Source organism: Geodermatophilus sp. SYSU D00758 (genome assembly GCF_054049955.1).
Genome location: NZ_JBJGYK010000005.1, coordinates 158,845 through 182,673 on the forward strand (window position 1 = coordinate 158,845; position 23,829 = coordinate 182,673).

Annotated in this window: 21 protein-coding genes and 1 riboswitch; of the genes, 10 read left to right on the top strand and 11 right to left on the bottom strand. The window is 76.2% G+C overall.

What is annotated here, in order from left to right:
• The first annotated feature begins 12 nt into the window (after positions 1-12).
• Positions 13-1,647, top strand: a complete 1,635-nt coding sequence (locus tag ACI8AC_RS05870; RefSeq protein WP_456896103.1) for a molybdopterin-dependent oxidoreductase — start codon at positions 13-15, stop codon at positions 1,645-1,647.
• 83 nt (positions 1,648-1,730) lie between these two features.
• Positions 1,731-2,366 carry a dihydrofolate reductase family protein gene (locus ACI8AC_RS05875; RefSeq protein ID WP_456896105.1) on the top strand — a complete coding sequence of 212 codons (636 nt, stop codon included), beginning with the start codon at positions 1,731-1,733 and terminating at the stop codon, positions 2,364-2,366.
• Here the strand turns inward: ACI8AC_RS05875 and ACI8AC_RS05880 are convergent.
• The gene (locus ACI8AC_RS05880) at positions 2,356-3,585 is read right to left on the bottom strand and encodes an EAL domain-containing protein (RefSeq protein WP_456896107.1); all 1,230 of its coding nucleotides are present in this window, start codon (positions 3,583-3,585) and stop codon (positions 2,356-2,358) included. The two genes, ACI8AC_RS05875 and ACI8AC_RS05880, sit on opposite strands and share 11 nt — an antisense overlap.
• 188 nt (positions 3,586-3,773) lie before the next feature.
• Between ACI8AC_RS05880 and ACI8AC_RS05885 the strand changes: the two genes are divergently transcribed.
• Positions 3,774-4,763 carry an LLM class flavin-dependent oxidoreductase gene (locus ACI8AC_RS05885; protein WP_456896109.1) on the top strand — a complete coding sequence of 330 codons (990 nt, stop codon included), beginning with the start codon at positions 3,774-3,776 and terminating at the stop codon, positions 4,761-4,763.
• A gap of 162 nt (positions 4,764-4,925) precedes the next feature.
• On the opposite strand, the gene ACI8AC_RS05890 is transcribed toward ACI8AC_RS05885, so the two are convergent.
• Both ACI8AC_RS05890 and ACI8AC_RS05895 read right to left on the bottom strand, forming a co-directional pair.
• Positions 4,926-5,588 carry a response regulator transcription factor gene (locus ACI8AC_RS05890; protein ID WP_456896111.1) on the bottom strand — a complete coding sequence of 221 codons (663 nt, stop codon included), beginning with the start codon at positions 5,586-5,588 and terminating at the stop codon, positions 4,926-4,928.
• The gene (locus tag ACI8AC_RS05895) at positions 5,585-6,739 is read right to left on the bottom strand and encodes a sensor histidine kinase (RefSeq protein WP_456896113.1); all 1,155 of its coding nucleotides are present in this window, start codon (positions 6,737-6,739) and stop codon (positions 5,585-5,587) included. Before ACI8AC_RS05895 ends, ACI8AC_RS05890 begins: the two co-directional genes overlap by 4 nt.
• Before the next feature lie 183 nt (positions 6,740-6,922).
• On the opposite strand from ACI8AC_RS05895, the gene ACI8AC_RS05900 reads away from it, so the two are divergent.
• Together ACI8AC_RS05900 and ACI8AC_RS05905 are read left to right on the top strand one after the other, a co-directional pair.
• The gene (locus tag ACI8AC_RS05900; RefSeq protein WP_456896115.1) at positions 6,923-7,798 is read left to right on the top strand and encodes an ABC transporter ATP-binding protein; all 876 of its coding nucleotides are present in this window, start codon (positions 6,923-6,925) and stop codon (positions 7,796-7,798) included.
• Positions 7,799-7,841: 43 nt separating this feature from the next.
• Positions 7,842-8,603, top strand: a complete 762-nt coding sequence (locus tag ACI8AC_RS05905) for a hypothetical protein (protein ID WP_456896117.1) — start codon at positions 7,842-7,844, stop codon at positions 8,601-8,603.
• Positions 8,604-8,655: 52 nt separating this feature from the next.
• On the opposite strand, the gene ACI8AC_RS05910 is transcribed toward ACI8AC_RS05905, so the two are convergent.
• Complete coding sequence (locus ACI8AC_RS05910) at positions 8,656-9,288, bottom strand: aggregation-promoting factor C-terminal-like domain-containing protein (protein WP_456896119.1); 633 nt, start codon at positions 9,286-9,288, stop codon at positions 8,656-8,658.
• 275 nt (positions 9,289-9,563) lie between these two features.
• A riboswitch (cyclic di-AMP (ydaO/yuaA leader) is annotated at positions 9,564-9,721 on the bottom strand.
• 374 nt (positions 9,722-10,095) lie between these two features.
• Between ACI8AC_RS05910 and ACI8AC_RS05915 the strand changes: the two genes are divergently transcribed.
• On the top strand, positions 10,096-11,181 hold the full coding sequence (locus tag ACI8AC_RS05915; protein WP_456896121.1) for an alkene reductase: 1,086 nt from the start codon (positions 10,096-10,098) through the stop codon (positions 11,179-11,181).
• Positions 11,182-11,415: 234 nt separating this feature from the next.
• Here ACI8AC_RS05915 and ACI8AC_RS05920 read toward each other — a convergent pair whose 3' ends face one another.
• From ACI8AC_RS05920 to ACI8AC_RS05940, 5 genes are all read right to left on the bottom strand, one after another.
• Positions 11,416-12,102 carry a CoxG family protein gene (locus ACI8AC_RS05920; protein WP_456896123.1) on the bottom strand — a complete coding sequence of 229 codons (687 nt, stop codon included), beginning with the start codon at positions 12,100-12,102 and terminating at the stop codon, positions 11,416-11,418.
• Positions 12,099-14,516 (bottom strand): aerobic carbon-monoxide dehydrogenase large subunit, encoded by a 2,418-nt coding sequence (gene cutA, locus ACI8AC_RS05925; protein WP_456896125.1) that lies wholly within the window; start codon positions 14,514-14,516, stop codon positions 12,099-12,101. Before cutA ends, ACI8AC_RS05920 begins: the two co-directional genes overlap by 4 nt.
• A gap of 97 nt (positions 14,517-14,613) precedes the next feature.
• Positions 14,614-15,147: a (2Fe-2S)-binding protein gene (locus ACI8AC_RS05930; protein ID WP_456896127.1), complete on the bottom strand. Its 534-nt coding sequence runs from the start codon at positions 15,145-15,147 to the stop codon at positions 14,614-14,616.
• Positions 15,144-16,016, bottom strand: a complete 873-nt coding sequence (locus ACI8AC_RS05935; RefSeq protein ID WP_456896129.1) for an FAD binding domain-containing protein — start codon at positions 16,014-16,016, stop codon at positions 15,144-15,146. The genes ACI8AC_RS05930 and ACI8AC_RS05935 overlap by 4 nt, the downstream gene beginning before the upstream one ends.
• The gene (locus ACI8AC_RS05940) at positions 16,013-17,488 is read right to left on the bottom strand and encodes a uracil-xanthine permease family protein (RefSeq protein ID WP_456896131.1); all 1,476 of its coding nucleotides are present in this window, start codon (positions 17,486-17,488) and stop codon (positions 16,013-16,015) included. The genes ACI8AC_RS05935 and ACI8AC_RS05940 overlap by 4 nt, the downstream gene beginning before the upstream one ends.
• A gap of 163 nt (positions 17,489-17,651) precedes the next feature.
• Between ACI8AC_RS05940 and ACI8AC_RS05945 the strand changes: the two genes are divergently transcribed.
• Together ACI8AC_RS05945 and ACI8AC_RS05950 are read left to right on the top strand one after the other, a co-directional pair.
• On the top strand, positions 17,652-19,157 hold the full coding sequence (locus tag ACI8AC_RS05945; RefSeq protein ID WP_456896133.1) for an FdrA family protein: 1,506 nt from the start codon (positions 17,652-17,654) through the stop codon (positions 19,155-19,157).
• Positions 19,154-20,569: a DUF1116 domain-containing protein gene (locus ACI8AC_RS05950; RefSeq protein WP_456896135.1), complete on the top strand. Its 1,416-nt coding sequence runs from the start codon at positions 19,154-19,156 to the stop codon at positions 20,567-20,569. Before ACI8AC_RS05945 ends, ACI8AC_RS05950 begins: the two co-directional genes overlap by 4 nt.
• 152 nt (positions 20,570-20,721) lie before the next feature.
• On the opposite strand, the gene ACI8AC_RS05955 is transcribed toward ACI8AC_RS05950, so the two are convergent.
• Positions 20,722-21,534, bottom strand: coding sequence for a mycofactocin-coupled SDR family oxidoreductase (locus tag ACI8AC_RS05955; RefSeq protein WP_456896137.1), 813 nt, complete (start codon positions 21,532-21,534; stop codon positions 20,722-20,724).
• A 73-nt stretch (positions 21,535-21,607) separates the two neighbouring features.
• On the opposite strand from ACI8AC_RS05955, the gene ACI8AC_RS05960 reads away from it, so the two are divergent.
• On the top strand, positions 21,608-22,177 hold the full coding sequence (locus ACI8AC_RS05960; RefSeq protein WP_456896139.1) for a TetR/AcrR family transcriptional regulator: 570 nt from the start codon (positions 21,608-21,610) through the stop codon (positions 22,175-22,177).
• A 213-nt stretch (positions 22,178-22,390) separates the two neighbouring features.
• On the top strand, positions 22,391-22,657 hold the full coding sequence (locus ACI8AC_RS05965) for a hypothetical protein (RefSeq protein ID WP_456896141.1): 267 nt from the start codon (positions 22,391-22,393) through the stop codon (positions 22,655-22,657).
• A 9-nt stretch (positions 22,658-22,666) separates the two neighbouring features.
• Here the strand turns inward: ACI8AC_RS05965 and ACI8AC_RS05970 are convergent, their stop codons facing one another.
• Positions 22,667-23,767, bottom strand: a complete 1,101-nt coding sequence (locus ACI8AC_RS05970; protein WP_456896143.1) for a PP2C family protein-serine/threonine phosphatase — start codon at positions 23,765-23,767, stop codon at positions 22,667-22,669.
• Between the last annotated feature and the right edge of the window lie 62 nt (positions 23,768-23,829).

Consider the following 23,829-nt stretch of genomic DNA (forward strand, 5'->3'; position numbering starts at 1 on the left):
CACCGGGTACCCGTGAGCGAGAGCCCCCCGCAGGTGACCGGTCACGAGCCACCCGGCGCGCCGGTCCGGACCCCCGACCGGGTCGGCCGCGGTCCCGCGGCGGTGGCCGGCCTGGTCGCCACCGCCGCAGCGCTCGGCGTCGAGGAGCTGGTCGGCGGCTGGCTGGACCGGGTCCCGTCGCTGGTGGTCGCCGTGGGGGACGCGGTGGTCGACAGCGTGCCCGGCTGGTTGGAGCGGCAGGCGATCGCCACCCTCGGCACGGCGGACAAGCCGGCTCTGATCACCGGGATCCTCGTCGTCGCAGCGGCGGTCGGCGCGCTGCTCGGTGTCCTCGCCCGGCGGTGGTTCACCGCCGGCGCGGCCGGGATCCTGCTCTTCGCCGGCCTCGGCGTCACGGCGGCCGCCGCCGACCCGCAGGGGTCCCTCCCGCTCACCGTCGTGTCCGGCCTGCTCGGCGCCGCCGCCGGGATCGGCGTCCTGTGGTGGCTGCTCGCCCTCGCCTCCGCCCGCCCCCGCGCCGACGGGCCGCCGGCGGAGGCGCCGCCGGCACCCGCCGGCGCCACGCCGGCGACGGCGGGCCCCTGGGAGCGGCGACGGTTCCTCGTCGCGGCCGGCGCGACCCTGGCCGCCGCGGCCGTCGCCGGCGTCGGGGGCTGGTTGCTGACCGGGCGCGAGCGGCTCACCGAGCTGCGCGCGGCCATCCGGCTGCCGGTGCCCGTGCGGCAGGCCGGGCCGGTGCCCCCGGGCGCGACCCTGGACATCCCCGGGCTGACCCCGCTGTTCATCCCGAACGACGAGTTCTACCGCATCGACACCGCGCTGCGGGTTCCGACCGTGGACCCCGAGGGGTGGCAGCTGGAGGTGCGCGGGCGGGTGGACGCCCCCTACGCGCTCACCTACGCCGACCTGCTGGAGCTGCCGCAGATCGAGGCGGACATCACCCTCGCCTGCGTCTCCAACGAGGTCGGCGGAGACCTCGTCGGCACCGCCCGCTGGCAGGGCGTGCCGCTGCGCGCGCTGCTGGAGCGGGCCGGCCTGCAGGACGGCGCCACCCAGGTCGTCGGTCGCTCGGTCGACGGGTTCACCGCGGGATTCCCGACGGTGACCGCGCTGGACGTCGAGGAGGCCATGGTCGCCGTCGCGATGAACGGTGAGCCGCTGCCGGCCGAGCACGGCTTCCCGGCGCGGCTGGTCGTGCCCGGGCTGTACGGCTACGTGTCGGCGACCAAGTGGCTGGCCGCGATCGAGCTGGCGGGGTGGGACGAGGTGCAGGGCTACTGGATCCCCCGCGGCTGGGCCAAGGAGGGACCGATCAAGACCCAGGCCCGCATCGACGTCCCCCGACCGGGGGTGGTCACCGCCGGTCGGCAGCCGATCGCCGGGGTGGCCTGGGCGCCCACCCGGGGCATCGAGCGGGTCGAGGTCAGCGTCGACGGCGGCCCGTGGCGGGAGGCCGAGCTCGCCGCGGCCTACGACGTCGACGTCTGGCGGCAGTGGTACCTGCCCTGGGACGCCTCACCGGGTCGGCACGTCATCGCCGCCCGGGCGACCGACGGCCTGGGGGAGACGCAGACCGACCGGCGCACCCCCGTGGCGCCCGACGGCGCGTCCGGCTACCCCACCGTGGAGGTGCTGGTCGAGGGCTGACGGCACCGTGCCCGCCGGCGATGAGTCCGCCGGCCCGGGGCGGTCGGAGGGGGTGACCGGACCGCACCCGAGGAGGACCCACCATGCGACCGCTCGTCGCCACGATGTTCCTGACGCTGGACGGGGTCTGCCAGGCGCCCGGTGGACCGGACGAGGACACCTCCGGCGGCTTCCGCGCCGGCGGCTGGCTGGTCCCGCACTTCGAGGAGACCCTCGGCGCGCGGATGGACGCCTGGTTCGGCGGCGCCCAGGACTTCCTGCTCGGCCGCGGCACCTACGAGATCTTCGCCGCCGCCTGGCCGCAGGTGCCCGTGGAGGGGGATGCGGTCTCCGCCGGGCTGAACACCAGACCCAAGCACGTGGCCTCGCGCACGCTGACCACCCTCGACTGGGCGGGCGCCCGGCTCGTCGAGGGGGACGTCGTCGAGGCCGTGCGCGCCCTCACGGCCACCGACGGCGGCGAGCTGCAGGTGCACGGGTCGCCCGGGCTCCTCCAGACGCTGCTGCGCGCCGACCTCGTCGACGAGCTGCGGCTGGTCGTCGCACCGGTGGTCGTGGGGAGGGGCAAGCGGCTGTTCGGCAGCGGCGCCGTGCCCGGTGGGTGGGAGCTGACCGCGCACGAGGTCACGCCGACCGGCGTGCTGCTGCTGACCTACCGGCGGGCCGGTGAGCTGCGGACCGGCGCGGTGGGGCCCGAGTACGACGGGGTCAGCGGCTGACCGGGACGACCGGCTCGCGGACCGCGCGGACCGCGGGGACCGCGGGTTCCGCGGCGTCCAGGGCCTCCGGCGGGCCGGGCCGGCCGAAGTACCAGCCCTGGCCCAGGTCGACGCCCAGGGCGAGCAGCGCCGCGGCGTCCTCCGCGGTCTCCACGCCCTCGGCGACGACCGCGGCACCGCAGCCGCGGCCGAAGGTGACCAGCGAGGAGACCAGGGTGGACAGGACCGGGTCCGCGCCCAGGCCGGTCACCACGCTGCGGTCGAGCTTGATGACGTCGGGGGAGGTGACCACGATGTGCCGCAGCGAGGAGAACCCGGCGCCGACGTCGTCGATGGCCAGCCGCATCCCGGCGGCCCGGAACGGGCCCAGCGCCGCGGTCAGCGCGTCGTAGTCCTCGACCGCCTCGTGCTCGGAGAGCTCGAGCAGCACGCGGTCCAGGGGCAGGCCGCGGAGCAGGTCGGCGCACTCCGGCCGCAGCAGGGTCTCGGGGGAGACGTTCATCGCCACGTAACCGCCGACCCGCTCCAGGTGGGCGGCGGCGCGGGCGAGGGCGAGCAGCTCCAGCCGGTGCCCCCAGCCGATGCGGTGGGCCTGCTCGAACACCACGTCCGGTGCCAGGCCCCACTCCGCGGGGAACCGGGACAGCGCCTCGGCGCCCACCCGCCGGCCGCTGGCCAGGTCGACGATCGGCTGCAGCGCGACCACGGGGCCCCCGGCCTCGACGACCGGTCCCAACCGCCCCTCGACCGCGTCCCGCTCCTGCTGCGCCCGGACCTCCGGCTCGATGATCACCGAGGCGGCGGAGGCGAGGACCTCCATGAGGGCCTCGTCACGCCTGCCCAGCTCCTCGTCGGAGGTGAACCCGAAGGCGCAGAAGGTCCCGTACAGGCTGCCGTCGGAGAGCCGCACCGGCGTGGACACGTAGCTGCGGATCCGGGGGATCCGCGCGGACGGCAGCGCCATGGCTTCCGGGAACCGCGTCACGTCGGGGATGACGGCGGGCAGCCGCCCGTCGAGGATGGCCTGGCAGAAGGACGTGTCCTGCCGGACCCGGGCCTTCTCCTGCACGAGCACCGGCACCGAGGACTCGACGACCTCCAGGTGCTGGGTGGTGCCGTCGAGCCGGCTGAGGAAGGCCACCGACAGGTGCAGGGACCTCTTGGCCGTGACCAGCAGCTCGGCGATCTGCTCCTCGGCTGCCGTGCGCTGTCTGCGCATGGGGCCCCCTCTCGTCTGCCCCCTCTCTCGGCCGTCCGGGTCCCCTGCTGGAGCGGGGCGTGGGCCGGTTCACCCCTCCGGGGCGGGCGGCCGCCGGGAAGGAGCCGGCCGCGGGGCCGGTTGCAGCGGTCAGACCGTGCGCGTGGGGTGCCCCGTGCGCACCGACGCCGTGACCGAGGAGTGCCCGCATGACCGTGCCCCTGTCCGTGCTCGACCTGGCGCCGATCGCCCGTGGCGGGACCGCGTCCGACAGCATCGCCGCCAGCGTCGCGCTGGCCCGGACGGCGGAGGAGGCCGGCTACCGGCGGGTCTGGTACGCCGAGCACCACAACATGCCGACCATCGCCTCGTCGGCGACCAGCGTCCTCATCGCGCACGTCGGCGCGCAGACCTCGACGATCCGGCTCGGCGCCGGCGGCGTCATGCTGCCCAACCACTCCCCGCTGACCATCGCCGAGCAGTTCGGCACCCTCGAGGCCATGTACCCGGGCCGGATCGACCTGGGGCTGGGCCGGGCACCGGGGTCGGACCAGAACACGATGTACGCGCTGCGCCGCGACCCGGCCTCCGCCGACCGCTTCCCGCAGGACGTGCTGGAGCTGCAGGGCTACCTCACCGGCCGGTCGCGGGTGCCCGGTGTCGACGCGATCCCGGGGAAGGGTTCCGACGTCCCGCTCTACGTGCTCGGCTCCTCGATGTTCGGCGCCACGCTCGCCGCGGCCCTCGGCCTGCCGTACGCCTTCGCCTCGCACTTCGCCCCGGCGATGCTGCGCCCGGCCGTGGAGGCCTACCGGCGGGAGTTCCGGCCCTCCGAGCAGCTCGCGGAGCCGTACGTGATCGCCGGGGTCAACGTCGTGGCCACCGACAGCCGCGCCGCCGCGGAGGACGCGTTCGCCGCCGTCCGCCGGAACCTGGCCGTCGGGCTGTTCGGGCAGGGCCGGTCGCTCTCCGACGACGAGGCCGAGCTGCTGCTCTCCTCCGGCGCCGGCCGGCACGTGGACACCATGCTCACCCACACCGCCCTGGGCACCCCGGCCGAGGTGCGGGAGCAGCTGACCGCCTTCGCCCGCGAGGCCGGCGCCGACGAGCTGATCGTCGCCCACCAGGTGCCCGGGGTCGAGGGCCGGCTGCGCTCGGCCCGGCTCACCGCCGAGGCGATGGAGACCGTCGCGGCCTGACCGCCCCCCGCCCCCGCCGGACCACCCCCTGCCCCCGCCGGACCGCCCCCTCCGCCGTGATCATGGGCTTCTTGCCGGTGACACGCGGCGGCACGCCCCCCGGGCCGGCGAGATCCCCGTGATCACCGTCGGTCCGGTGGTCAGCCGGGCCGGTGGACCGGGTCAGTCCTCGAGCAGGCCGGCCTCGTGGGCGAGGATCGCCGCCTGGGTGCGGTTGGCCAGGTCGAGCTTGGTCAGCAGCCGGGAGACGTAGGTCTTGACCGTCGCCTCGCTGACGAACAGCCGGCCGGCGATGCCGGCGTTCGGCTCGCCGGTCCCCAGCAGGCGCAGCACCTCGCGCTCCCGCTCCGAGAGGGCGGCGACCCGCTCCTGCGCGGCGGCCCGGCGGGGGGCGGCCCGCCGGTCGACGTAGGAGTCGATGAGCGCCGCGGTCACGGCGGGGGAGAGGGCGGCGGTGCCGTCGGCCACCGCCCGGACGGCGGCGGCGATCTCCCGCGGCGGGGTGTCCTTGAGCAGGAAGCCCGCCGCCCCGGCGGCGAGCGCCGCGTAGACGTACTCGTCGAGGTGGAAGGTCGTGAGGACGGCGACCTGCGGGGGGTCCGGCAGCGCCAGGATCTGCCGCGTCGCCTCCAGCCCGTCGGTCCCCGGCATCCGGATGTCGGTGAGCACGACGTCGGGCCGCAGCTCGCGGGCGGCCCGCACGCCGGCCGCACCGTCCCCGGCCTCACCGACCACCTCGAACCCGCCCACCGACTCCAGCACGGTGCGCAGGCCGAAGCGCACCAGCTCCTCGTCGTCGACCAGCAGCACGCGGATGTCGCTCATGATCTCCCGTCCGGTCCGGCGGGCAGGACCGCCTCCACCACGAACCCGCCGTCCAGCCGCGGCTCGGCGCGGAACCGGCCGCCCAGCGTGCGCACCCGCTCGGCCAGCCCCACCAGCCCGTAGCCGCCGGAGACCGGGGCCTCGGGGGCGGCGGCCGGGGCCCGGTTGACCACGCGGACCAGCAGCTCGCCGTCGGGCTGCTCGACGGCCACCGTGACCGGCGCGCCGGGGGCGTGCTTGCCGGCGTTGGTCAGCGCCTCCTGCACGATCCGGTAGGCCGCCCGGCCCGCCGCGGGGTCGACCGGGCCCGCCGCGGACCCGGCGAGCTCCACCGGCAGGCCCGCCTCCCGGGCGTCGCGCACGAGCGCGGGCAGGTCGACCAGGCCCGGTTGCGGGCCCAGCGGTGCCGCCTCGCCGGCTTCCCCGCCGCGGAGGACGCCGACCATCTGGCGCAGCTCCTCCAGCGCCTGCCGCCCGGCCGTCTGCACCTGGGCGGCGAGCTGCTCCACCCGGGCCGGGTCCCCGGCGGCGACCTCGATCGCGCCGGCCTGCAGCACCATGAGGCTCACCCGGTGGCCGACCGCGTCGTGCATCTCGCGGGCGATGCGGGTCCGCTCGGTCAGGACGGCGTCCCGGGCGAGCAGCTCGCGCTCGGCCTCGGCCCGCTCGGCCCGCTCGGTGAGCGCGGTCATGAGCTCGGCGCGGGTCCGCACCCAGGCGCCGACCGCGCCCGGCAGGAGCACCGCCAACCCCAGGGCGCCGACCGCCCCGACGACGTCCTCCCAGGTGCCGGGGCTCCACGGCCGGAACAGCGCGACCGCGGCGGCCACCGCGGCGGCCCAGCGCACCGGCCACCGGTCCTCCCACCGGCCCACCGCGTAGGAGGTGAAGGGCAGCGCCGCGGCGATCGCGGGGGCGGTCGCGGTGAGGAGGGCCGCCAGGGCGAAGGGGACCAGCGGCGCGCGGCGGCGCAGCAGCAGGAGCAGCAGGGCCAGGACGGCGGCGCCCGCGGCCAGCACCGCATCGGGCAGGACGGCGTCCGGCGTCCCGGCGCCGGCGGCCACGCTGAGCCCCGACACCAGCGCGATGAGGACCTCGAGGGCCACGCCGCGCCGGCGCAGCCCCGGCCGGACGCGCTCGCGGATGCCCACGGCGGGAGCCTAGGGGGGCGCCGCCCGCCCCCGGGTCGGCCGGTGGTCGGAGCGGGTGTCCACTTCCGGATGACGCGGTCGCGACTCCCGGCGACCCCGGTCCTGGCCGCCCGGCCGACGCGGGGACCGGCCGCCCCGCGACAGGCTCCTCCCCGAAGCGGACACCCCGAGGAGGAACCCCCGATGATCGAGGTCAGCGGCCTGACCAAGCAGTACGGCGAGCGCACCGTCGTCGCCGACGTGTCCTTCACCCTGGAGCCGGGCACCGTCACCGGCTTCCTCGGCCCGAACGGGGCCGGCAAGTCCACGACGATGCGGATGATGACCGGCCTGGTCCCGGCCACCTCCGGCACCGCCCTGGTCGACGGCCGGCCCTACGCGCAGCTGCCCAACCCCGGCGCCGTCATGGGCACCCTGCTCGACGCCTCGGCCGTGCACCCCGGCCGCACCGGGCGGACGCACCTGCGGCTGCTGGCCGCCGCGATCGGCGTGCCGGCCGGCCGGGTCGACGAGGTGCTGGACCTGGTCGGGCTGGCCGACGCCGGGCACCGCCGGGTCGGGGGCTACTCCCTCGGCATGCGCCAGCGGCTCGGCATCGCCGGCGCGCTGCTGGCCGACCCGCCGGTGCTGGTCTTCGACGAGCCCGCCAACGGCCTGGACCCGGAGGGGATCCGCTGGATGCGCGACCTGCTGCGCGGGCACGCCGCCCGCGGCGGGACGGTGCTGCTCTCCAGCCACCTCCTGGGCGAGGTCGAGCACACCGTGGACCGGCTCCTGGTCATCGGCGGGGGCCGGATCGTGGCGGACGGCTCCGTCTCCGAGCTGCTCGGTGCCGACGGGACCGTCGTCCGCGCCGAGCGCCCGGCCGACCTGCGGGCGCTGCTCGAGGCCCGCGGGCACGCCGTCACCGCCGAGCCCGACGGCCGGCTGACCGTCCCCGGCGCGACCCCCGCCCAGGTGGGCGCGGTCGCCGCCTCCGCCGGCCTCGCCCTGGTCGACCTGCGCCCCGCGCAGCACGGCCTCGAGGACCTCTTCTTCCAGCTCACCGCGGCCGCCTGAGCGGCCGCCCACCGCACACCCCGACCACCGCAAGGAGCGCACCGTGACCGCCGTCCTCACCCCGCCGTCCACCGCACACCGCCCGGCCGTCCGCACGGGCGCCGCCGGCCCGGCCACCCTCGTGGGCCTCGAGGTCCGCAAGTCCCTGTCCACCCGGTCCGGCCGCGCCGTGGCCCTGGCAGCGGCGCTGCTGCCCCCCGCGGGTGCGGCACTGGCCTCGGCCGTCAGCGAGGACCCGCTCATCGCGGTCGCGTCGCCGCTGGCGATGATGGGCATGCTCACCGCGCTGGTGCTGCTGGCCCTGGGCGTGCTCTCCACCGCCGGGGAGTGGACCCACCGCACCGTGCAGACGACGTTCCTGCTCACCCCGCAGCGGGGCCGGGTGCTCGCCGCCAAGGCCGCGGCCCTGGTCCTGCTCGGGGCGGGGCTGGCCGCCGTCTCGGCGGCCGCCTCCGCCGGCGTCCTGGCCGTGTTCGAGCCGACGGCGGCCTGGGACGGCGTCGGGCGGGTGCTCGCCGTGGCCGTCGTCTCCGGCGCGGCGTTCACCGTCACCGGGGCCGGCATCGGCGCCGCGGTCGCCAACGCGCCCGCTGCCCTGACCGGCACCTACCTCGTGGTGCTGGGCGTGATGCCCGTCGTGCAGGCCTTCCGCCCCGAGATCACCGAGAAGCTCGACCCGACCGCGGCGGTCCTGCGGCTGGCGGAGACCGGGTCGGGGGCCACGCCGGCGCTGGTCCTCGCCGGGTGGGTCGTCGTCGCCACCGTCGCCGGGGCGCTGGTCACCCGCCGCCGAGCGGTGGCCTAGCCGGCCGGGCCGAGGGCCCTCCCCTGCAGGGGAGGGCCCTCGGTCGTGCCGGTCAGTACCAGTTGTTGGCCTGGAAGTGGCTCCAGGCAGCGCAGGCGCTGCCGTAGCGGTTCTCGATGTAGATCAGACCCGCGTCGATCTGCCGGTACGGGTCCGACGTCTTGGCGATGCCGGTGCCGGCCCACGTGGAGTCGAGGAACTGGGCGATGCCGTACGCGGTGCTGGTCGGGTTCTGCGCGTCCGGGTTCCAGCTGCTCTCCCGCTCCCACAGCTGCTCCAGGCAGGAGAACTGCGCGGCGTCGCCGCCGAGCGCGGACCGCGCGTAGTCCTTGTACGCCTGCTCGGTGCCGCCGGCCGGGGCCGGTGCCGGTGCGGGGGCCGGTGCGGGAGCCGGGGCCGGTGCCGGCGCGGGCGCCGGTGCGGGGGCGGCTGCTGCCTCTACGGCCGGCTCCGCGCCGCCGCGCCAGCTCCCGCGGTCGCCGTCCCGGTCCTGCGACCAGCCGCCGCGGTCGCCGCCGCGGTCGTCGCCGGGGGCGGCCTGGGCGACCGACTGGCCGGCGAAGGTGACGGCCAGGGACAGGGCGCCGACCGCGGTCAGCAGGCGCAGGGCGCGGCGACCGCGGGGCGGCCGGATCGCGTCGGTGGTGTCGTGCTGGGTGGGGGCGTGCAGGGTCGTTCCGTGCATCGGAGAGATCTCCTGGGGTGTGCGGTGACCGGGCGCGCGTCCGTCGGAGGACGGCCCGGCGCAGGACAGGGCAACGCGGCACGAGGCCTGGACGGGCAGGGGCCAGCCACCGGCGCGCTGCACCTCCTGGAGCGCGGAACGGCTCCGGCACGGCGCACGCGGGCGCCGCGGCTCGGTGCAGCGGGGCGGCTGGGGCCTGCTGGATGCGCAGCCGGGGCGCGACGGGCCCGGACTGCGGCGCCGCGGGCCTCTGAGGGCCCCGGGCGGATGGTTCTCCGTTCTCCCCTGGCCGCCTACCAGGTCAGCTGACGGGTTCGGGCTGGGAGTGCCCTACCCACCTCCGAGCGGGCTCGGGGGTGGGACTCACCCCGGTGGTGCAGGTGGGTCCCCGGCTCGCCCCACCGCGGTGGGTGCGACTCGGCGGCATCCGGCGCGGCCTCCCCGGCTGGGGAGGTGACGACCGGCCGGACGCAGTCACGGTAGGGGCGTGACCATCCCGTGACAATCGCTCGTGCCGGACCGGTCCGTCGCCGTCGCGGCCCTCGCCGGACCGGCCCGGCCGGGGCACCGCCGCGCCGACCAGCGCGGGTCCCGCCCTCCCGGCCGGCGGGACCGCGCGACCGGCCGGGAACCGGGCGGGGAACCCCACCGCGTGTCGGCAACGGGCAGCGACGCCGCGGCCACGTCCGCGCGCCGGCGGGCACGCCGGGGGTCCCGGTCTCCCGGGCACCCACCGGCCGGGCCGGCCGCGCGTGATGCCGGTCGCGTTGCGGAATGGCCGGGCACCCCGGGACGTCGGCATCCCCCGTGGACCTCTTCTCCCCCGTGACCCTGGGCGACCTCGAGCTCGCCAACCGCGTCGTCATGGCCCCGCTGACCCGGATGCGCTCGGGAGCCTCCGGCGTGCCCGGCGACCTCGTCGTCGAGCACTACCGGCAGCGCGCCGGCGTGGGGCTGGTCGTCACCGAGGGCACCTACCCGAACCACGAGGGCCAGGCCTTCGTCGGCCAGCCCGGCATCGTCACCGACGAGCAGGTCGCCGGCTGGCGGCGGGTCGCCGACGCGGTGCACGCCCGCGGCGGCCGCGCCGTCCTGCAGGTGATGCACGGTGGGCGGGTCACCCACCCCGACGTCAACGGCGGGCGGCGCGTGGTGGCCCCCAGCGCGATCGCCATCGACGGCGCGGGGCACACCGAGAAGGGCAAGCAGCCCTACCCGGTGCCGCACGCCCTGACCGTCGAGGAGGTTCGGGCGACCGTGGCCGACTTCGTGGCCGCGTCCCGCCGGGCGGTCGAGGCCGGGCTGGACGGCGTGGAGATCCACGGCGCCAACGGCTACCTGCTGCACGAGTTCCTGTCCCCGGCGTCCAACGTGCGCACCGACGAGTACGGCGGGTCACCGGAGAACCGCGCCCGCGTCGTCGTCCAGGTGGTGACGGCGGTGGCCGCGGCGATCGGCGCCGGCCGCGTCGGCCTGCGCATCTCGCCCGAGCACGACATCCAGGACGCCCTCGAGACCGACCGGGACGACGCCCGGGCCACCTACGGCACCCTGCTCGACCAGCTGCGCCCCCTGGGCCTGGCCTACCTGTCGGTGCTGCACCGCGAACCGGCGGGCGACCTCGTGCAGGAGCTGCGCCGCCGCTTCGGCGGGCCGCTGGTGGTCAACAGCGGCTTCGGCTCGGTCACGACCCGCGCGGAGGCGGTGGCGCTGGTCGAGGCCGCGCACGCCGACGCCGTCGCCGTGGGCCGTGCGGTGATCGCGAACCCGGACCTCGTCGAGCGGTGGGCGGGCGAGCACCCGGAGAACGAGCCGCGGCCGCACCTGTTCTACAGCCCCGGCGCCGAGGGCTACACCGACTACCCGGCGCTGCAGGACCGCCGGGCCGGCTGAGCGACGCCGCGCGCACCCGGCGCGGCCGCCGCTGCCGGCCGGGCGGGCGAGTGCGAGCCCGGCGGGCGAGTGCGACGCACTCGTGGTGATCGGGCCGCGAGGGCCACGGGTTCGTCGCCCTCGCGCCCCGCGCCGGACGCGGCCGCGGGCCCCCTCCCGGGTCGGGAGGGGGCCCGCGGCGCGGTCCCCCGGGGCCGGCCCGGCGCGGTTCCCCGGGGCCGGCCCGGCGGCGGCTCAGGCGCGGCGGCCCAGGCGGTAGCCGACCAGCACGCCGATGAGGGTGAGCGCGGCCCCGCCCACCGCCCCGAGGGCGAGGGTGCGGACCTCTCCGCCGACCGCGGCCGGCGCCGCGGCCGCGCGCCCGGCGAAGACCTGCGGCGCGGCGGGAGCGGCGGCGGCCGCCTCGGGCGCCGCCACCCCCGTCTCGCTCACCGCGGCGGCCGAGGGCCGCGGCTCGGCCGGCGCGGGCGCCGGGGCCGCCTTCCCGGTCAGCTCGTCGTCGATGGCGGAGAAGAACTGCCCGGCCATGCGCTTGGCGACGCCGGTCATCATCCGCTGGCCCACGCCGGCCACCGGGCCGCCGACCACGGCGTCGGCGGAGTAGGTCAGCGTCGTCGTCCCGCCGTCGGCCGGCTCCAGCCCGATGGTGACCGTGGCCCGCGCGTTGCCCGGGGCGCCGGCGCCGGAGGCGTGCATGACGTAGGACTTCGGGTGGTCCTTGTCCGACAGCCGCACCTCCCCGGCGTAGGTGCCGCGCACGGCACCGACGCCGACCGAGACGTTCATCCGGTAGCTGTCCTCGCCGGTCTGCTCCAGCGACTCGCAGCCGGGGATCGTGCGGGCCAGCACCGCCGGGTCGGTGATGACCGACCAGACCCGCTCGGGGTCGGCGTGCAGCACGGCTGAGCCGTCGAGGTTCACGCGGGCACTCCTGTCCTGCGGGCCGCCTGCGCGGTCCGCTCCGTCGTCTCGTCGCGCACGAGGTCGTAGAGCTGGGTGGGGGACAGCGGCATCGCCGCGATGCGCCGGCCGGTGGCGTCCTCGAGCGCCGAGGCGATCGCCGCCGTCCCGGGGATGACGCCGGCCTCGCCGGCCCCCTTGATGCCCAGCGGGTTGAGCGGCGAGGGCGTCTCCTGGTGGTCGATCACCACGTCGGGGACCTCGCTGGCGTAGGGCATGAGGAAGTCCATGAACGAGGCGTTCTGCAGCTGTCCGTCGGCGTCGTAGGCCATCCGCTCGTAGAGCGCCCCGCCGACGCCCTGCGCGACCCCGCCGTGCACCTGCCCCTCGACGATCATCGGGTTCACCACGTTGCCGCAGTCGTGCACGACCGCGTAGGTGACGACGTCGATCTCCCAGGTCTCCGGGTCGATCTCCACCACCGCGGCGTGCGCGCCGGAGGCGAAGGTGGAGCGGATCGGCGAGTAGTAGTCGCGGTGCTCCAGCCCCGGGGCGTCCCCCTCGGCCACCGGCGGCTTGGAGTCGTCGGCCGGGCCGGCGAACTGGGTGGCCTGGCGGGCGGCCTCGTCGAAGGCGTACCGCAGCGGGTTGGAGAGGACGGCGACCGTGCGCAGGGGGATCGACGCGCCCGGCGTCCCCTTGACCTGCACCAGGCCCTCGTCGATCTCCAGGTCCTCGGGGTCGACCTCGAGGGCGTCGGCGGCGATCCGCAGCGCCTTCTGCCGCACCCCGCGGGCGGCCAGGGCCACCGCGTTGCCGCTCATGACCGCCGCGCGGGAGGCGAAGGTGCCCACCGCGTAGCCGAAGCGGCGGGTGTCGCCGGTGGTGACCTCGACGTCCTCGATCGGTACGCCGAGCTCGGAGGCGACGATCTGCGCGAACACCGTCTCGTGGCCCTGCCCCTGGCTGGTCAGGCCGGTGGAGACCAGCACCTTGCCGCTGCCGAGCACCTGGACGTGCCCGCCCTCGTAGGGGCCGGGGCCGGTGCCCTCGACGTAGAGGGCCATGCCGGCGCCGAGCAGCTTCCCGCGCCGCTCGGCGTCGCGGCGGCGCTCCTCCATCGCGTCCCAGCCGACGAGGTCCTTGAGCTTGGTCAGCAGGCCGGGGTAGTCCCCGGAGTCGTAGATGACCGGCCGGCCGTCCTGGAACGTCAGGCGGTGGTCGTAGGGGAACTGGTCGGGCCGGATGAGGTTGCGCTCCCGGACGACGGCCCGGTCCAGGCCGAGGGCGTCGGCGATGCGGTCCATCGTCCGTTCCATGGCGTAGCAGCCCTGGGGCCGGCCGGCGCCGCGGTAGGGGGTCACGATGACCGTGTTGGTGTAGACGCTCTCCACCACCACCCGGTAGACGGGCAGCGCGTACGGACCGACCAGCTGGGTGGCGGTCACGATCGGCACGATGATCCCGTAGGGCGTGTAGGCGCCGTTGTCGTGCCAGATGTGCACGTCGAGCGCGGTGACCCGGCCCTCGTCGTCGTACCCGACGGTGATCTCCTGGCGCTGCTGGCGCTCGTGCGCCGAGGAGATGAAGTGCTCGCGGCGGTCCTCGGCCCACTTGACCTCGCGGCCCAGCGCGATCGCCGCCATCGGCACCAGCAGCTCCTCCGGCCACGGGTGGACGATCTTCACGCCGAAGCCGCCGCCGACGTCGGGGGCGATGACCTCGACCGCGTCGAGGGAGAGCTCGAGCTTCGCCGCGATCGCCGCGCGCACCGAGGTGGAGGCCTGGGTGCTGGTGTGCACCCGCAGGGACGAGTCGTCGGGGTCCCAGCGGGCGTGCACGCCCTTGCCCTCCAGGGGCATGCAGGCGCTGCGCTCGATGTACTGGGTGAAGGAGAGGGTGTGCGGGCTGGCGGCCAGCGCCGGCTCGACGTCCCCGGTCTCCTGGTGGTGCCGGGCGGCGACGTTGTCGGGGATCTCCTCGTGGACGGCGTCCCCCGCGGTGCGGGCGGCATCCACCCCCACGACCGCGGGCAGCTCCTCGTAGGAGACGAGGATGCGGTCGCAGGCGTCCTCGGCGACGTACCGGTCGGTGGCGACCACCATGACCACCGGCTCGCCGACGTGGTTGACCTCCCCGTTCGCCAGCGGGTACCCGGTGCGCGGCGCGTGCAGCTGCGGGTGCGGGATGAGCACCGGCAGCGGCTCGGCCAGCGGGCCGGTGAGGTCCTCGTAGGTGTAGATGGCGACCAGGCCCTCGACGTCCAGGGCGGCGTCGACGTCGATGCCGGTGATGCGGGCGTGCGCGTGCGGGCTGCGCACGAAGGCCGCGGCCAGCGCGCCGTTGCCGATGTCGTCGAGGTACCGGCCCCGGCCGGTGATCAGCCGGGCGTCCTCCCGGCGGCGGACCGGCTCGCCGAACAGCTTCGTGGTCACCGTCGTCCCCCCTGACGCCCAGGCATCGGATGCTCCACCCCCGTACCGGCGCCCAGGACGTGGGCACGGCTTCCCCTCCCGCGGCCTGCGGGGCCGGTCACCGGGCGTCCCGCATCGTCGCGTCGGCGTGCCGCACGGCCTTCTTGATGTTGGCGTAGCCGGTGCAGCGGCAGAGGTTGCCGCCGACGATCTCCTCGACCTCCTCGTCGGTGATCGGCTCGTCGGTGTCGCGTGCCTCCAGGCCGGCGGCGATGGTCACCAGGAAGCCCGGGGTGCAGAACCCGCACTGCAGGGCGTGGCACTCGCGGAAGGCCTCCTGCACCGGGTGCAGCACCTGCCCGCCGGGCGCGCCCGAGCCGGAGTGGTCCTCGCGGGCCAGCCCCTCCACGGTGGTGACCGAGGCGCCGTCGACCTGCACGGCCAGCAGCAGGCAGGAGCGCACGGGCGCCCCGTCGACCAGCACGGTGCAGGCCCCGCACACGCCGTGCTCGCAGCCGACGTGGGTGCCGGTCAGCCCGAGGTCGTGGCGCAGCGCGTCGGAGAGCAACCGGCGCACCGGGACGGTGGCCTGCCGCGGGACCCCGTTGACGGTGACGGTGATGGTGCGTTCGGCGTCGACGGACGTGGTCATGCCACCTTCCCCAGTGCCTCCGCGGCGGCGGAGGCGAGCGTGCGTTCGGTCAGGACGCCGACCAGCAGCCGGCGGTAGTCGGCGCTGGCGTGGATGTCGCCGTCGGGCTCGACGAGGGAGCGGGCCAGGGCGCCCGCGGCGGCCCAGTCGGCCTCCTCCGCGGGTGCGCCGCCGACGGCGTCGGTGAGGTCGTGCACCTCCGGCACCAGCCCCACGGAGACGTAGGCGGCGCGGGCGGCGGTCACGCGGCGGTCCCCGTCGAGGGTGACGACGACGCCGGCGCCGCAGACGGCGTAGTCGCCCTTGCGCCGGGCGACCTCGGCGAAGGCGGTCCCCGACCGCTCCGGGAGGGCGGGGAAGAAGGCGGAGGTGACCACGGCCGGGCCGGTCACCGAGGTCTCGAGCGGCCCGACGAACAGGTCGCGCCAGCCGACCGTGTCCGTGCCGGACGGCGTCGCGACGGTCACCGAGCCGCCGGTGAGGGCGAGGACGGAGGTCATCTCGCCGGAGGGGTCGGCGTGCGCGATGGAGCCGACGGTCGTCCCGCGGTTGCGGATCGCGGGGTGGGCGACGTTCGCCGTCGCCCGGGCCAGCAGCGGCTGGACCCGGGCGGCGGCCTCGTCGCGGAGCAGCGTGTCGTGCCGGACGAGCGCCCCCACCCGCACGCCGTCCCCGGTCGCCTCCACGGCGCCGAGGCCGGGCACCCGGTTGATGTCCACGAGCACGGCCGGCGCCGCCAGCCGCATCGACAGCAGCGGGAGCAGCGACTGGCCGCCGGCGAGCACCTTGGCGCCCTCCTCGGCGGAGAGCACGGCGAGGGCCTCGTCGAGGGACCGGGGATCGGCGTAGCGGAAGGGGGCGGGTTTCACTTGGTCAGCTTGTCCTGTCGCGTCGTCCGGCTGCCGGGCACCCCGGGGCGGCCGACCTCGTCGACCGACGACGGGTCGGGGCTGACCTCGTCGCCGTGCACGTGGCCGAAGGTGGTGGCCGCGGCCGGGTGGGCTCCCTCGCGGGTGAGGGCGGCCTTCATGTCCGCGGGGGCCAGCACGCGGGCCAGGTGCCAGGCGGCGACCGCCACGATGGAGCCCAGCGCGATGCCGGTCAGCGAGAACTCGTCGGAGAAGGTCAGCGTCACGTTGCCGATGCCGATGATGATCCCGGCGGCCAGCGGCACGAGGTTGATCGGGTTGGCGAAGTCGACCCGGTTCTCCTTCCAGATCTTCGCGCCGAGCAGGCCGATCATGCCGTAGAGGACGACGGTGATCCCGCCGAGAACCCCGCCCGGGACGATGCTGATCAGCGCGCCGAACTTGGGGATCAGGCCCAGGGCGATGGCCACGAGCGCGGCCACGTAGTACGCCGCGGTCGAGTAGACGCGGGTGGCGGCCATGACGCCGATGTTCTCGGCGTAGGTGGTCGTGGGCGAGCCGCCGACCGAGGTGGCGACCACGGTGGCGACGCCGTCACCCATGATCGCCCGGCCCATCACCGGGTCGAGGTCGCGCTTGGTCATCTCCGCGACCGCCTTGACGTGCCCGGCGTTCTCGGCGACCAGGGCGATCACGGCGGGGATGACCAGCAGGCTGTAGTTCAGCGAGAACGTCGGGAACGTGAACTCGGGGAGGCCGAACCAGTCGGCCGCGCCGACCGCGCCGAAGTCGATCCGGTCCCGGGTGGAGACCTCGCCGGTGCCGTCCGGGGAGGTGATGGGGCCACCCAGCGTGTCCCACAGCGTCGAGACCAGGTAGCCGAAGACCAGGCCGAGGAGGATGGAGATGCGGGCGAGGAAGCCGCGCAGCGCCAGCGAGCAGACGATGACGAAGGTCATCGTGGCCAGGGCGATCCACTGGTCCTGCGGCCAGTAGATGCCCGCGGCGACCGGGGCCAGGTTGAACCCGATCAGCATGACCACCGCACCGGTGACGGCGGGCGGCAGCACCTTGTTGATCACGCCGAGGCCGGCGAAGTGGATGACCAGGCCGACGAGGGCGAGCACGACGCCGGCGACCAGCAGCGCGCCCACGACGTCGGAGGAGTCACCCCCGTTCGCCCGGATCGCAGCGACCCCGCCCACGAAGGCGGCGCTGGTGCCCAGGTAGCTGGGCACCTTGTTCTTGACGATGAGCAGGAAGATGATCGTCGCGACGCCGCTCATCATGATCGCGAGGTTCGGGTCGAGCCCCATGATGATGGGGAAGACGAAGGTCGCACCGAACATGGCGACCACGTGCTGCGCCCCGATGCCCACGGTGCGCGGCCACGACAACCGCTCGTCGGGCGCGACGGCCTCGCCCAACGGCGGGGTCTTGCCGTCCCCGTAGAGCTTCCACCCGAACGCCATCCCGGCCTCCTCGTGTCCTGCGCCGACCCGGCCGGACGGGCCCGCCGCGGCCGGAGAGGCGCCAATCTGTCACGCGTCCGGGAGCCTCCGGAAGTACCTCACCGCTAAATCTTCACCGACCTGATATCTCACCGCTGAAGCAGTTTCCCGGTACGGTCGCCCGGTGAGCTCCGCACCCCCCGGCAGCACGGCCCGGCACGTCACCCTCCGCAGTGGCGTCTACGCCGACTCGGTGAAGCTGATGCAGGTCAGCCGCGACATCGGCGCCCGCGAGGGCGTCTCCGCCGTCCTCGTCGCGATGGCCACCCCGCTCAACCTGGAGCTCGCCGGGAACATGGGGCTCGCCCCCGACGGCGACGCCTCGCCCGACCAGCTGCTCATCGCCGTCGAGGCCGTCGACGAGGACGTCCTGGCCGGCGCGGTCGCCGCCGTCGACGCCGCCCTGGCCGCACGTGAGCGCGCGGGCACGAGCGCCGACGCCATCCCGGCCCGCACCACCGGCGCCGGGCTCGACGCGCTCGCCGGCGGTCCCGCCGCGCTGGCGATCGTGAGCGTCCCGGGGCAGTACGCGGCGCTGGAGGCGGCCGACGCGATCGCCGCCGGCCGCAGCGTGCTGGTGTTCTCCGACGGGGTGCCGGTCGAGCAGGAGGTGGCCCTCAAGCACGCCGCGCACCACGCCGGGGTGCTCGTCATGGGCCCCGACTGCGGGACGGCGATCGTCTCCGGCGTCGCCCTCGGCTTCGCCAACGTGGTCCGGCGGGGGCCGGTGGGCCTGGTCGCCGCGTCGGGCACCGGGGCGCAGCAGGTGTCCTGCCTGCTCGACATGGCCGGGGTCGGGGTCTCGCACGTGCTCGGCGTCGGGGGCCGCGACCTGTCCGAGGCCGTCGGGGGCCTGGCCACGCTCGACGCGCTGGCGGCGCTGGACGCCGACCCGGCCACCGAGCGGGTGCTGCTGGTCTCCAAGCCGCCGGCGCCGTCCGTGGCCGCCGCGGTCGAGGAGGCGGCCGGCCGGTTGTCGGTGCCGGTGCGCTCGGCCGCGCTGTCGCCGCAGAGCCCGGACCTCACCGCCGCGGTGGAGGCGCTGCTGGGCGACCTGGGCGTCGCCGTCCCCGCCTGGCCCTCCCGCCCCGGTGACGGCACGCAGGCCGCGCCCGGCGCCGTCCTCAAGGGGCTGTACTCCGGCGGCACCCTCGCCGACGAGGCGATGCTGGTCGCCGCCCCGGTGCTCGGGGACATCCGGTCCAACACCCCGCTGCGGCCCGAGCTCGACCTCGGTACGGACCTGTCCGCCCCGGGGCACACGGTCGTCGACTTCGGGGACGACGCCCTGACCGTGGGCCGCGCCCACCCGATGATCGACCCGACCCTGCGGCTGGAGGCCCTGGCCGGGGTCGCCGCGAGGGAGGAGCCGGCGGTCGTGCTGCTCGACGTCGTCCTCGGGTACGGGGCCGACGCCGACCCCGCGGCCGCCCTCGTGCCCGCGCTCCGGGCCGCCCGGGAGACCTCGGCGCGCCCGCTGCCGGTGGTCGTCGCGCTGGTCGGCACCGAGGCCGACCCGCAGGGCTGGACCCGGCAGGCCGACGCCCTGGCCGCCGCGGGCGCCGCCGTCTTCGCCTCCAACGCCGCGGCCACGCGGCACGCCCTCGAGCTCCTGGGAGCCGCCTCGTGAGCCTGTCGGACCTGCTCTCCGCCGCACCCACCGTGGTCGCGGCCGGCGTCGACGTCTTCTCCGGCGCCCTCCGCGCCCAGGGCGCCGAGGTGCACGACGTCGACTGGCGCCCGCCGGGCCTCGGTGATCCGGCCGACCTGGCCGCGCTCGCCCTCGACCCGCGCCGGGCCGTCGCCAACCGGACGGCGGTCGAGCGCCTGGTGGCCGCCGGCTCGCAGCTGGTCGACGTCCGCCCCGCCCGCGAGGTGCTCGACCTGCCCGACCGCACCCTGCTGCACTCCGGGCCGCCGCTGACCTGGGACACGGCCTCCGGCCCGATGCGGGGAGCGCTCATCGGCGCCTGCCTGTTCGAGGGCTGGGCCGGCACGGTCGAGGAGGCCGAGCGGCTGCTGGCCGCCGGGGAGATCGCCCTCGGCCCGTGCCACCACCACCGCACGGTCGGCCCCATGGCCGGGGTGACCAGCCCGTCGATGTGGATGTGGTGCCTGGCCGACCCGGTGCACGGCGGGCAGGCCTTCTGCAACCTCAACGAGGGCCTGGGCAAGGTGCTCCGGATGGGGGCCTACGGCGACGAGGTGCTCACCCGGCTGCGGTGGATGCGCGACGTGCTCGGCCCGGTGCTGGCCGCCGCGGTGCGGTCGATGGCCGAGCCGCTGGACGTCAAGGCCGTGCTCGCCCAGATGCTCCAGATGGGCGACGAGGGGCACAACCGCAACCGGGCCGGCTCGCTGATGACCCTGCGCGAGCTGTCCCCGGCGGTCGTGGCCGTCGACGCGCCGTCCTCCGACATCGCCGCGGTGCTGCGCTTCATCGGCGGCAACGAGCACTTCTTCCTCAACCTCGGGATGCCGACCGCGAAGCTCGCGCTCGACGCCGTCGGCTCGATCCCCGGGTCGACGATGGTCACCGTCATGTCCCGCAACGGCACCGAGTTCGGCATCCGCACCGCCGGCACCGGCGACCGCTGGTTCACCGGCCCGGCGCAGACGCCGGTGGGCCTGTTCCTCGGCGACTACGGGCCCGAGGACGCCAACCCCGACATCGGCGACTCGGCGATCATGGAGACCTACGGCGTCGGCGGCTTCTGCATGGCTGCGGCACCGGCCATCGTCCGGTTCGTGGGCGGCACCGTGCCCGACGCGCTGGCCACCACCGAGCGGATGTACCAGGTGACCCTGACCGAGAACCCGGCGATGCAGGTGCCGATCCTCGGCTTCCGCGGCGCGCCCACCGGCATCGACGTCCTCTCCGTCGCCCGCACCGGCTGGCTGCCGCAGATCAACACCGGCATGGCCGGGCGGGTCGCCGGCACGGGGCAGGTCGGCGCCGGGCTCGTGCAGCCGCCGCGGGAGTGCTTCGACACCGCGCTGGCCGCGCTGGCCGAGGAGGCGCGGGGGGCCGCCGCGGCCTGACCGGCCGGGCCGGACCTCCCGTACCCGCGGGCCGGGACGCGCCGCTGGTCGAGTGCGACGAACCCGGGGCCATCAGCCCCTGACGCCCACGGGTTCGTCGCACTCGACCGCCGGGCCACGCGCGGGGACCCGCCCGGCCGCCGGCGCGGAGGTCAGCGGGCGAGAGTGCCGAGGTCCACGGGCAGCGCGACTCCGGTGACGTGGCGGGCGTCGTCGGAGGCCAGCCAGGCCACCGCGGCCGCCACGTCCTCCGGCTGGGACACCTGGTCGGGCAGCGTCTGCATGAAGATCGGCCCGAGCGTCGGGGCGTAGCGCTCCATGAGCGGCTGCATGTCCGGGACGGTCATGCCGGTGGCGACGCCGTGCGGGTGCAGCGTGTTGACCCGGATGCCGTGCTGCCCCAGCTCGTTGGCCATGGTGCGGGCCAGGCCGACCACACCGTGCTTGCTGGCCGCGTAGTGCCCGAGGAAGGGCAGCCCGCGCAGGCCGGCCACCGAGCTGGTGATGATGATCGACCCGCCCGTGCCCTGCTCGAGGAGGACCGGCACGGTCGCCTTCGCGGTGTGGAACACCCCGGTCAGGTTCGTGTCGAGGGTCTCCTGCCACTGCTCGAGGGAGATCTCCCACGACAGGGCTGCCGAGCAGATGCCCGCGTTGGCGACCACGACGTCGAGCCGGCCGAGCTCGGCCACGCCGTCGGCCACCACCGCGGACAGGGCCGCGAAGTCCCGGACGTCGGCCTCGCGGGCGACGATCCGCCGGTCCTGGGCCTCGACCAGCCGGACGGTCTCGGCGAGGTCCGCGGCCGTCGGTCCGGCATAGGCGGTCGTCCGGGCGTCGGCGTTCACGTCGAGGGCGATGACGTCGGCCCCCTCGGCGGCGAGCCGGACGGCGTGCGCACGCCCCTGGCCGCGGGCGGCGCCGGTGATGAGGGCGACCTTGCCCTCGAGTCGGCGGGTGGTCATCCGGGTCCCCTCTCGTTGCACTGAGTGCAGCGGACCCTAGGGCCGGAGGGTGTCCCCCGCTACCCTGCGTCGCGTGGGGGAGCGGTCCGTGCGCGAGCAGCGCCGCCGGGAGAGCTGGCGTGCACTGCAGGCCGCGGCCGTGGACCTCGTGGGCCGGCACGGGTTCGCCGCGGTGACCGTGGACGACATCGCCGCAGCGGCCGGGGTCTCCCGGCGGACGTTCTTCAACCACTTCCCGACCAAGGCCGCCGCGCTCTTCGACCCCGACCCGGACGACGCGCAGCGGCTCGCGGACCTCCTCGCCGCGGCGGAGGGGTCCGGCGACCCCTGGGCCGCCCTCGGTGCGGTCTGCCGCGAGTACCTCACCGCCCACACCGCCACCCTCGCCGTCCGGCGGCGGCTCACCGAGGACCCCGAGCTGGCCGCCTACCAGCAGGCGGCCTACGGGCACGTCGGGACGGCGCTGACCGCGTGGGTGCGCCGGCAGCGGCCCGACGACCCGCTCGTGGCCGGCCTCCTGGCCGGCGCGGCCGCCGCCGTCCTCGGGGCGGCCTTCGCCGCCTGGCGTCCCGACGACGACCCCGACGGGTTCCTCGACCTGGTCGGCCGCGGCTTCGCCCTGGTGGCGGTCGCCCCCGGCTGAGCCGGCCGCCCCGGGCTCCCTCGGTCCGCCTGGCCGACCTCACCTGCCGCTGCGAGCGACACAGCAGCGCGCGGAGGTCCCGGTGGTGTGCGAGGAGCGGCCGGTCGTCGAGCACTGCTCCCGCTGACCGGCCTCCCGGCGGCGGGGTCGTTACCGCGCCCCCGGTCCGGGTAGAGCGGCGGACGACCGTGCACGCCGACGGAGGGGATCGCCATGGCCCGCTGCGAGGTCTGCGGCAACGACTACCGGCTCAGCTTCGAGGTGCACGCCGCCGGTGCGGTGCACACGTTCGACAGCTTCGAGTGCGCCATCCACGCGCTGGCGCCGGTGTGCGAGAACTGCGGGGTGAAGGTGGTCGGTCACGGCGTCGAGGCCGACGGCACGTTCTACTGCTGCGCCAGCTGCGCGCGTGCGGACGGCCGCTCCGCCAGCGCGGGGGAGCTGGTCGACCACGCGGGCCGGGCACCGGACGAGCGGTAGACCGGAGGGTCAACGGCGGCCCGGGACCCGCACGGCGAGCAGGGCCACGTCGTCGTCGACCCGGCCCCCGATCTCCTCGAGCAGCCCGTCGCACAGCTCGTCCAACGAGCGGGACGCGCGCCCCGAGAGCGTGCCGGTCAGCCAGGCCAGGCCCGCGTCGATCGGCGCCCCGCGGCGCTCGACCAGGCCGTCGGTGTAGAAGAGCACGGTGTCGCCCGGGCACAGGTGCAGGGTGTGGTCGTGGCGGGCGGCGCCGGGAGCCAGCCCGAGCAGCGGGTCGGGGTCGCGCTCCAGCAGCTCCGCGCGGCCGTCGGCCCGCAGGAGCGCGGGCGGCGGGTGGCCGGCGTTCGACCAGCGGAGCAGGGCCGTGCGGCCGCCGTCCCCGCGCTGCGGGCCCGGGTCGGCGGTGGCCACGATCGCGGTGATGAGCGTCGGCACGCCCACGGTGGCGAAGGCCCGGTCCAGCGCCGACAGCAGCGCGGCGGGTGACCCGTCCACGGACTGGGCGACGGCCCGGAGCATGCCCCGGGCCTGGGCCATCGTCGCCGCCGCGGAGGGCCCGTGGCCGGCGACGTCCCCGATGACGAGCACGGTGTGGCCCTCGGGGTCGGGGAAGGCGTCGTACCAGTCCCCGCCGACCTGCGCGTGCTGGCTGGCCGGCACGTAGCGCACGGCGGACTCCCACGACCGGACCTGCGGTGGCGCGCCCAGCAGGTCCCGCTGCAGGTTCTCGGCCAGCTGGACGACCGTGGCCGTCCTGGCGGCCTCGGCGCTCAACCGGGCGACGTCCTCCTCCCTGCGCAACCGCAGCGTGCTGGCCGCGACGGCCAGCGCGCCCCCGAGGGCCACGGCGAACAGGCGGACCACGTGGACGTCGATGTCGCGCCGGTCGTACTGGCCGTCGTAGATGCCCAGCAGCGCGGCCGTCACGAGGGCCAGGACGGCGTAGGCCAGGGTCGCCCGGCGACCCAGGCTGGTGGCGGCCACGACCGGCGCGACGACGACCAGCCCCAGCAGGACCTGGTCGGGCCCGGCGAGCAGGTCGGCGCCCGCGAACAGGGCCAGCACCACGAGGGGCAGTGCGTGCGCCCAGCGCGCGGACCTGATCACCGTCGGGCTCCTCGTCCGGCCGACCGGGAGGGCCGGGCTCATCGGGCGCTCAACCTAGACGA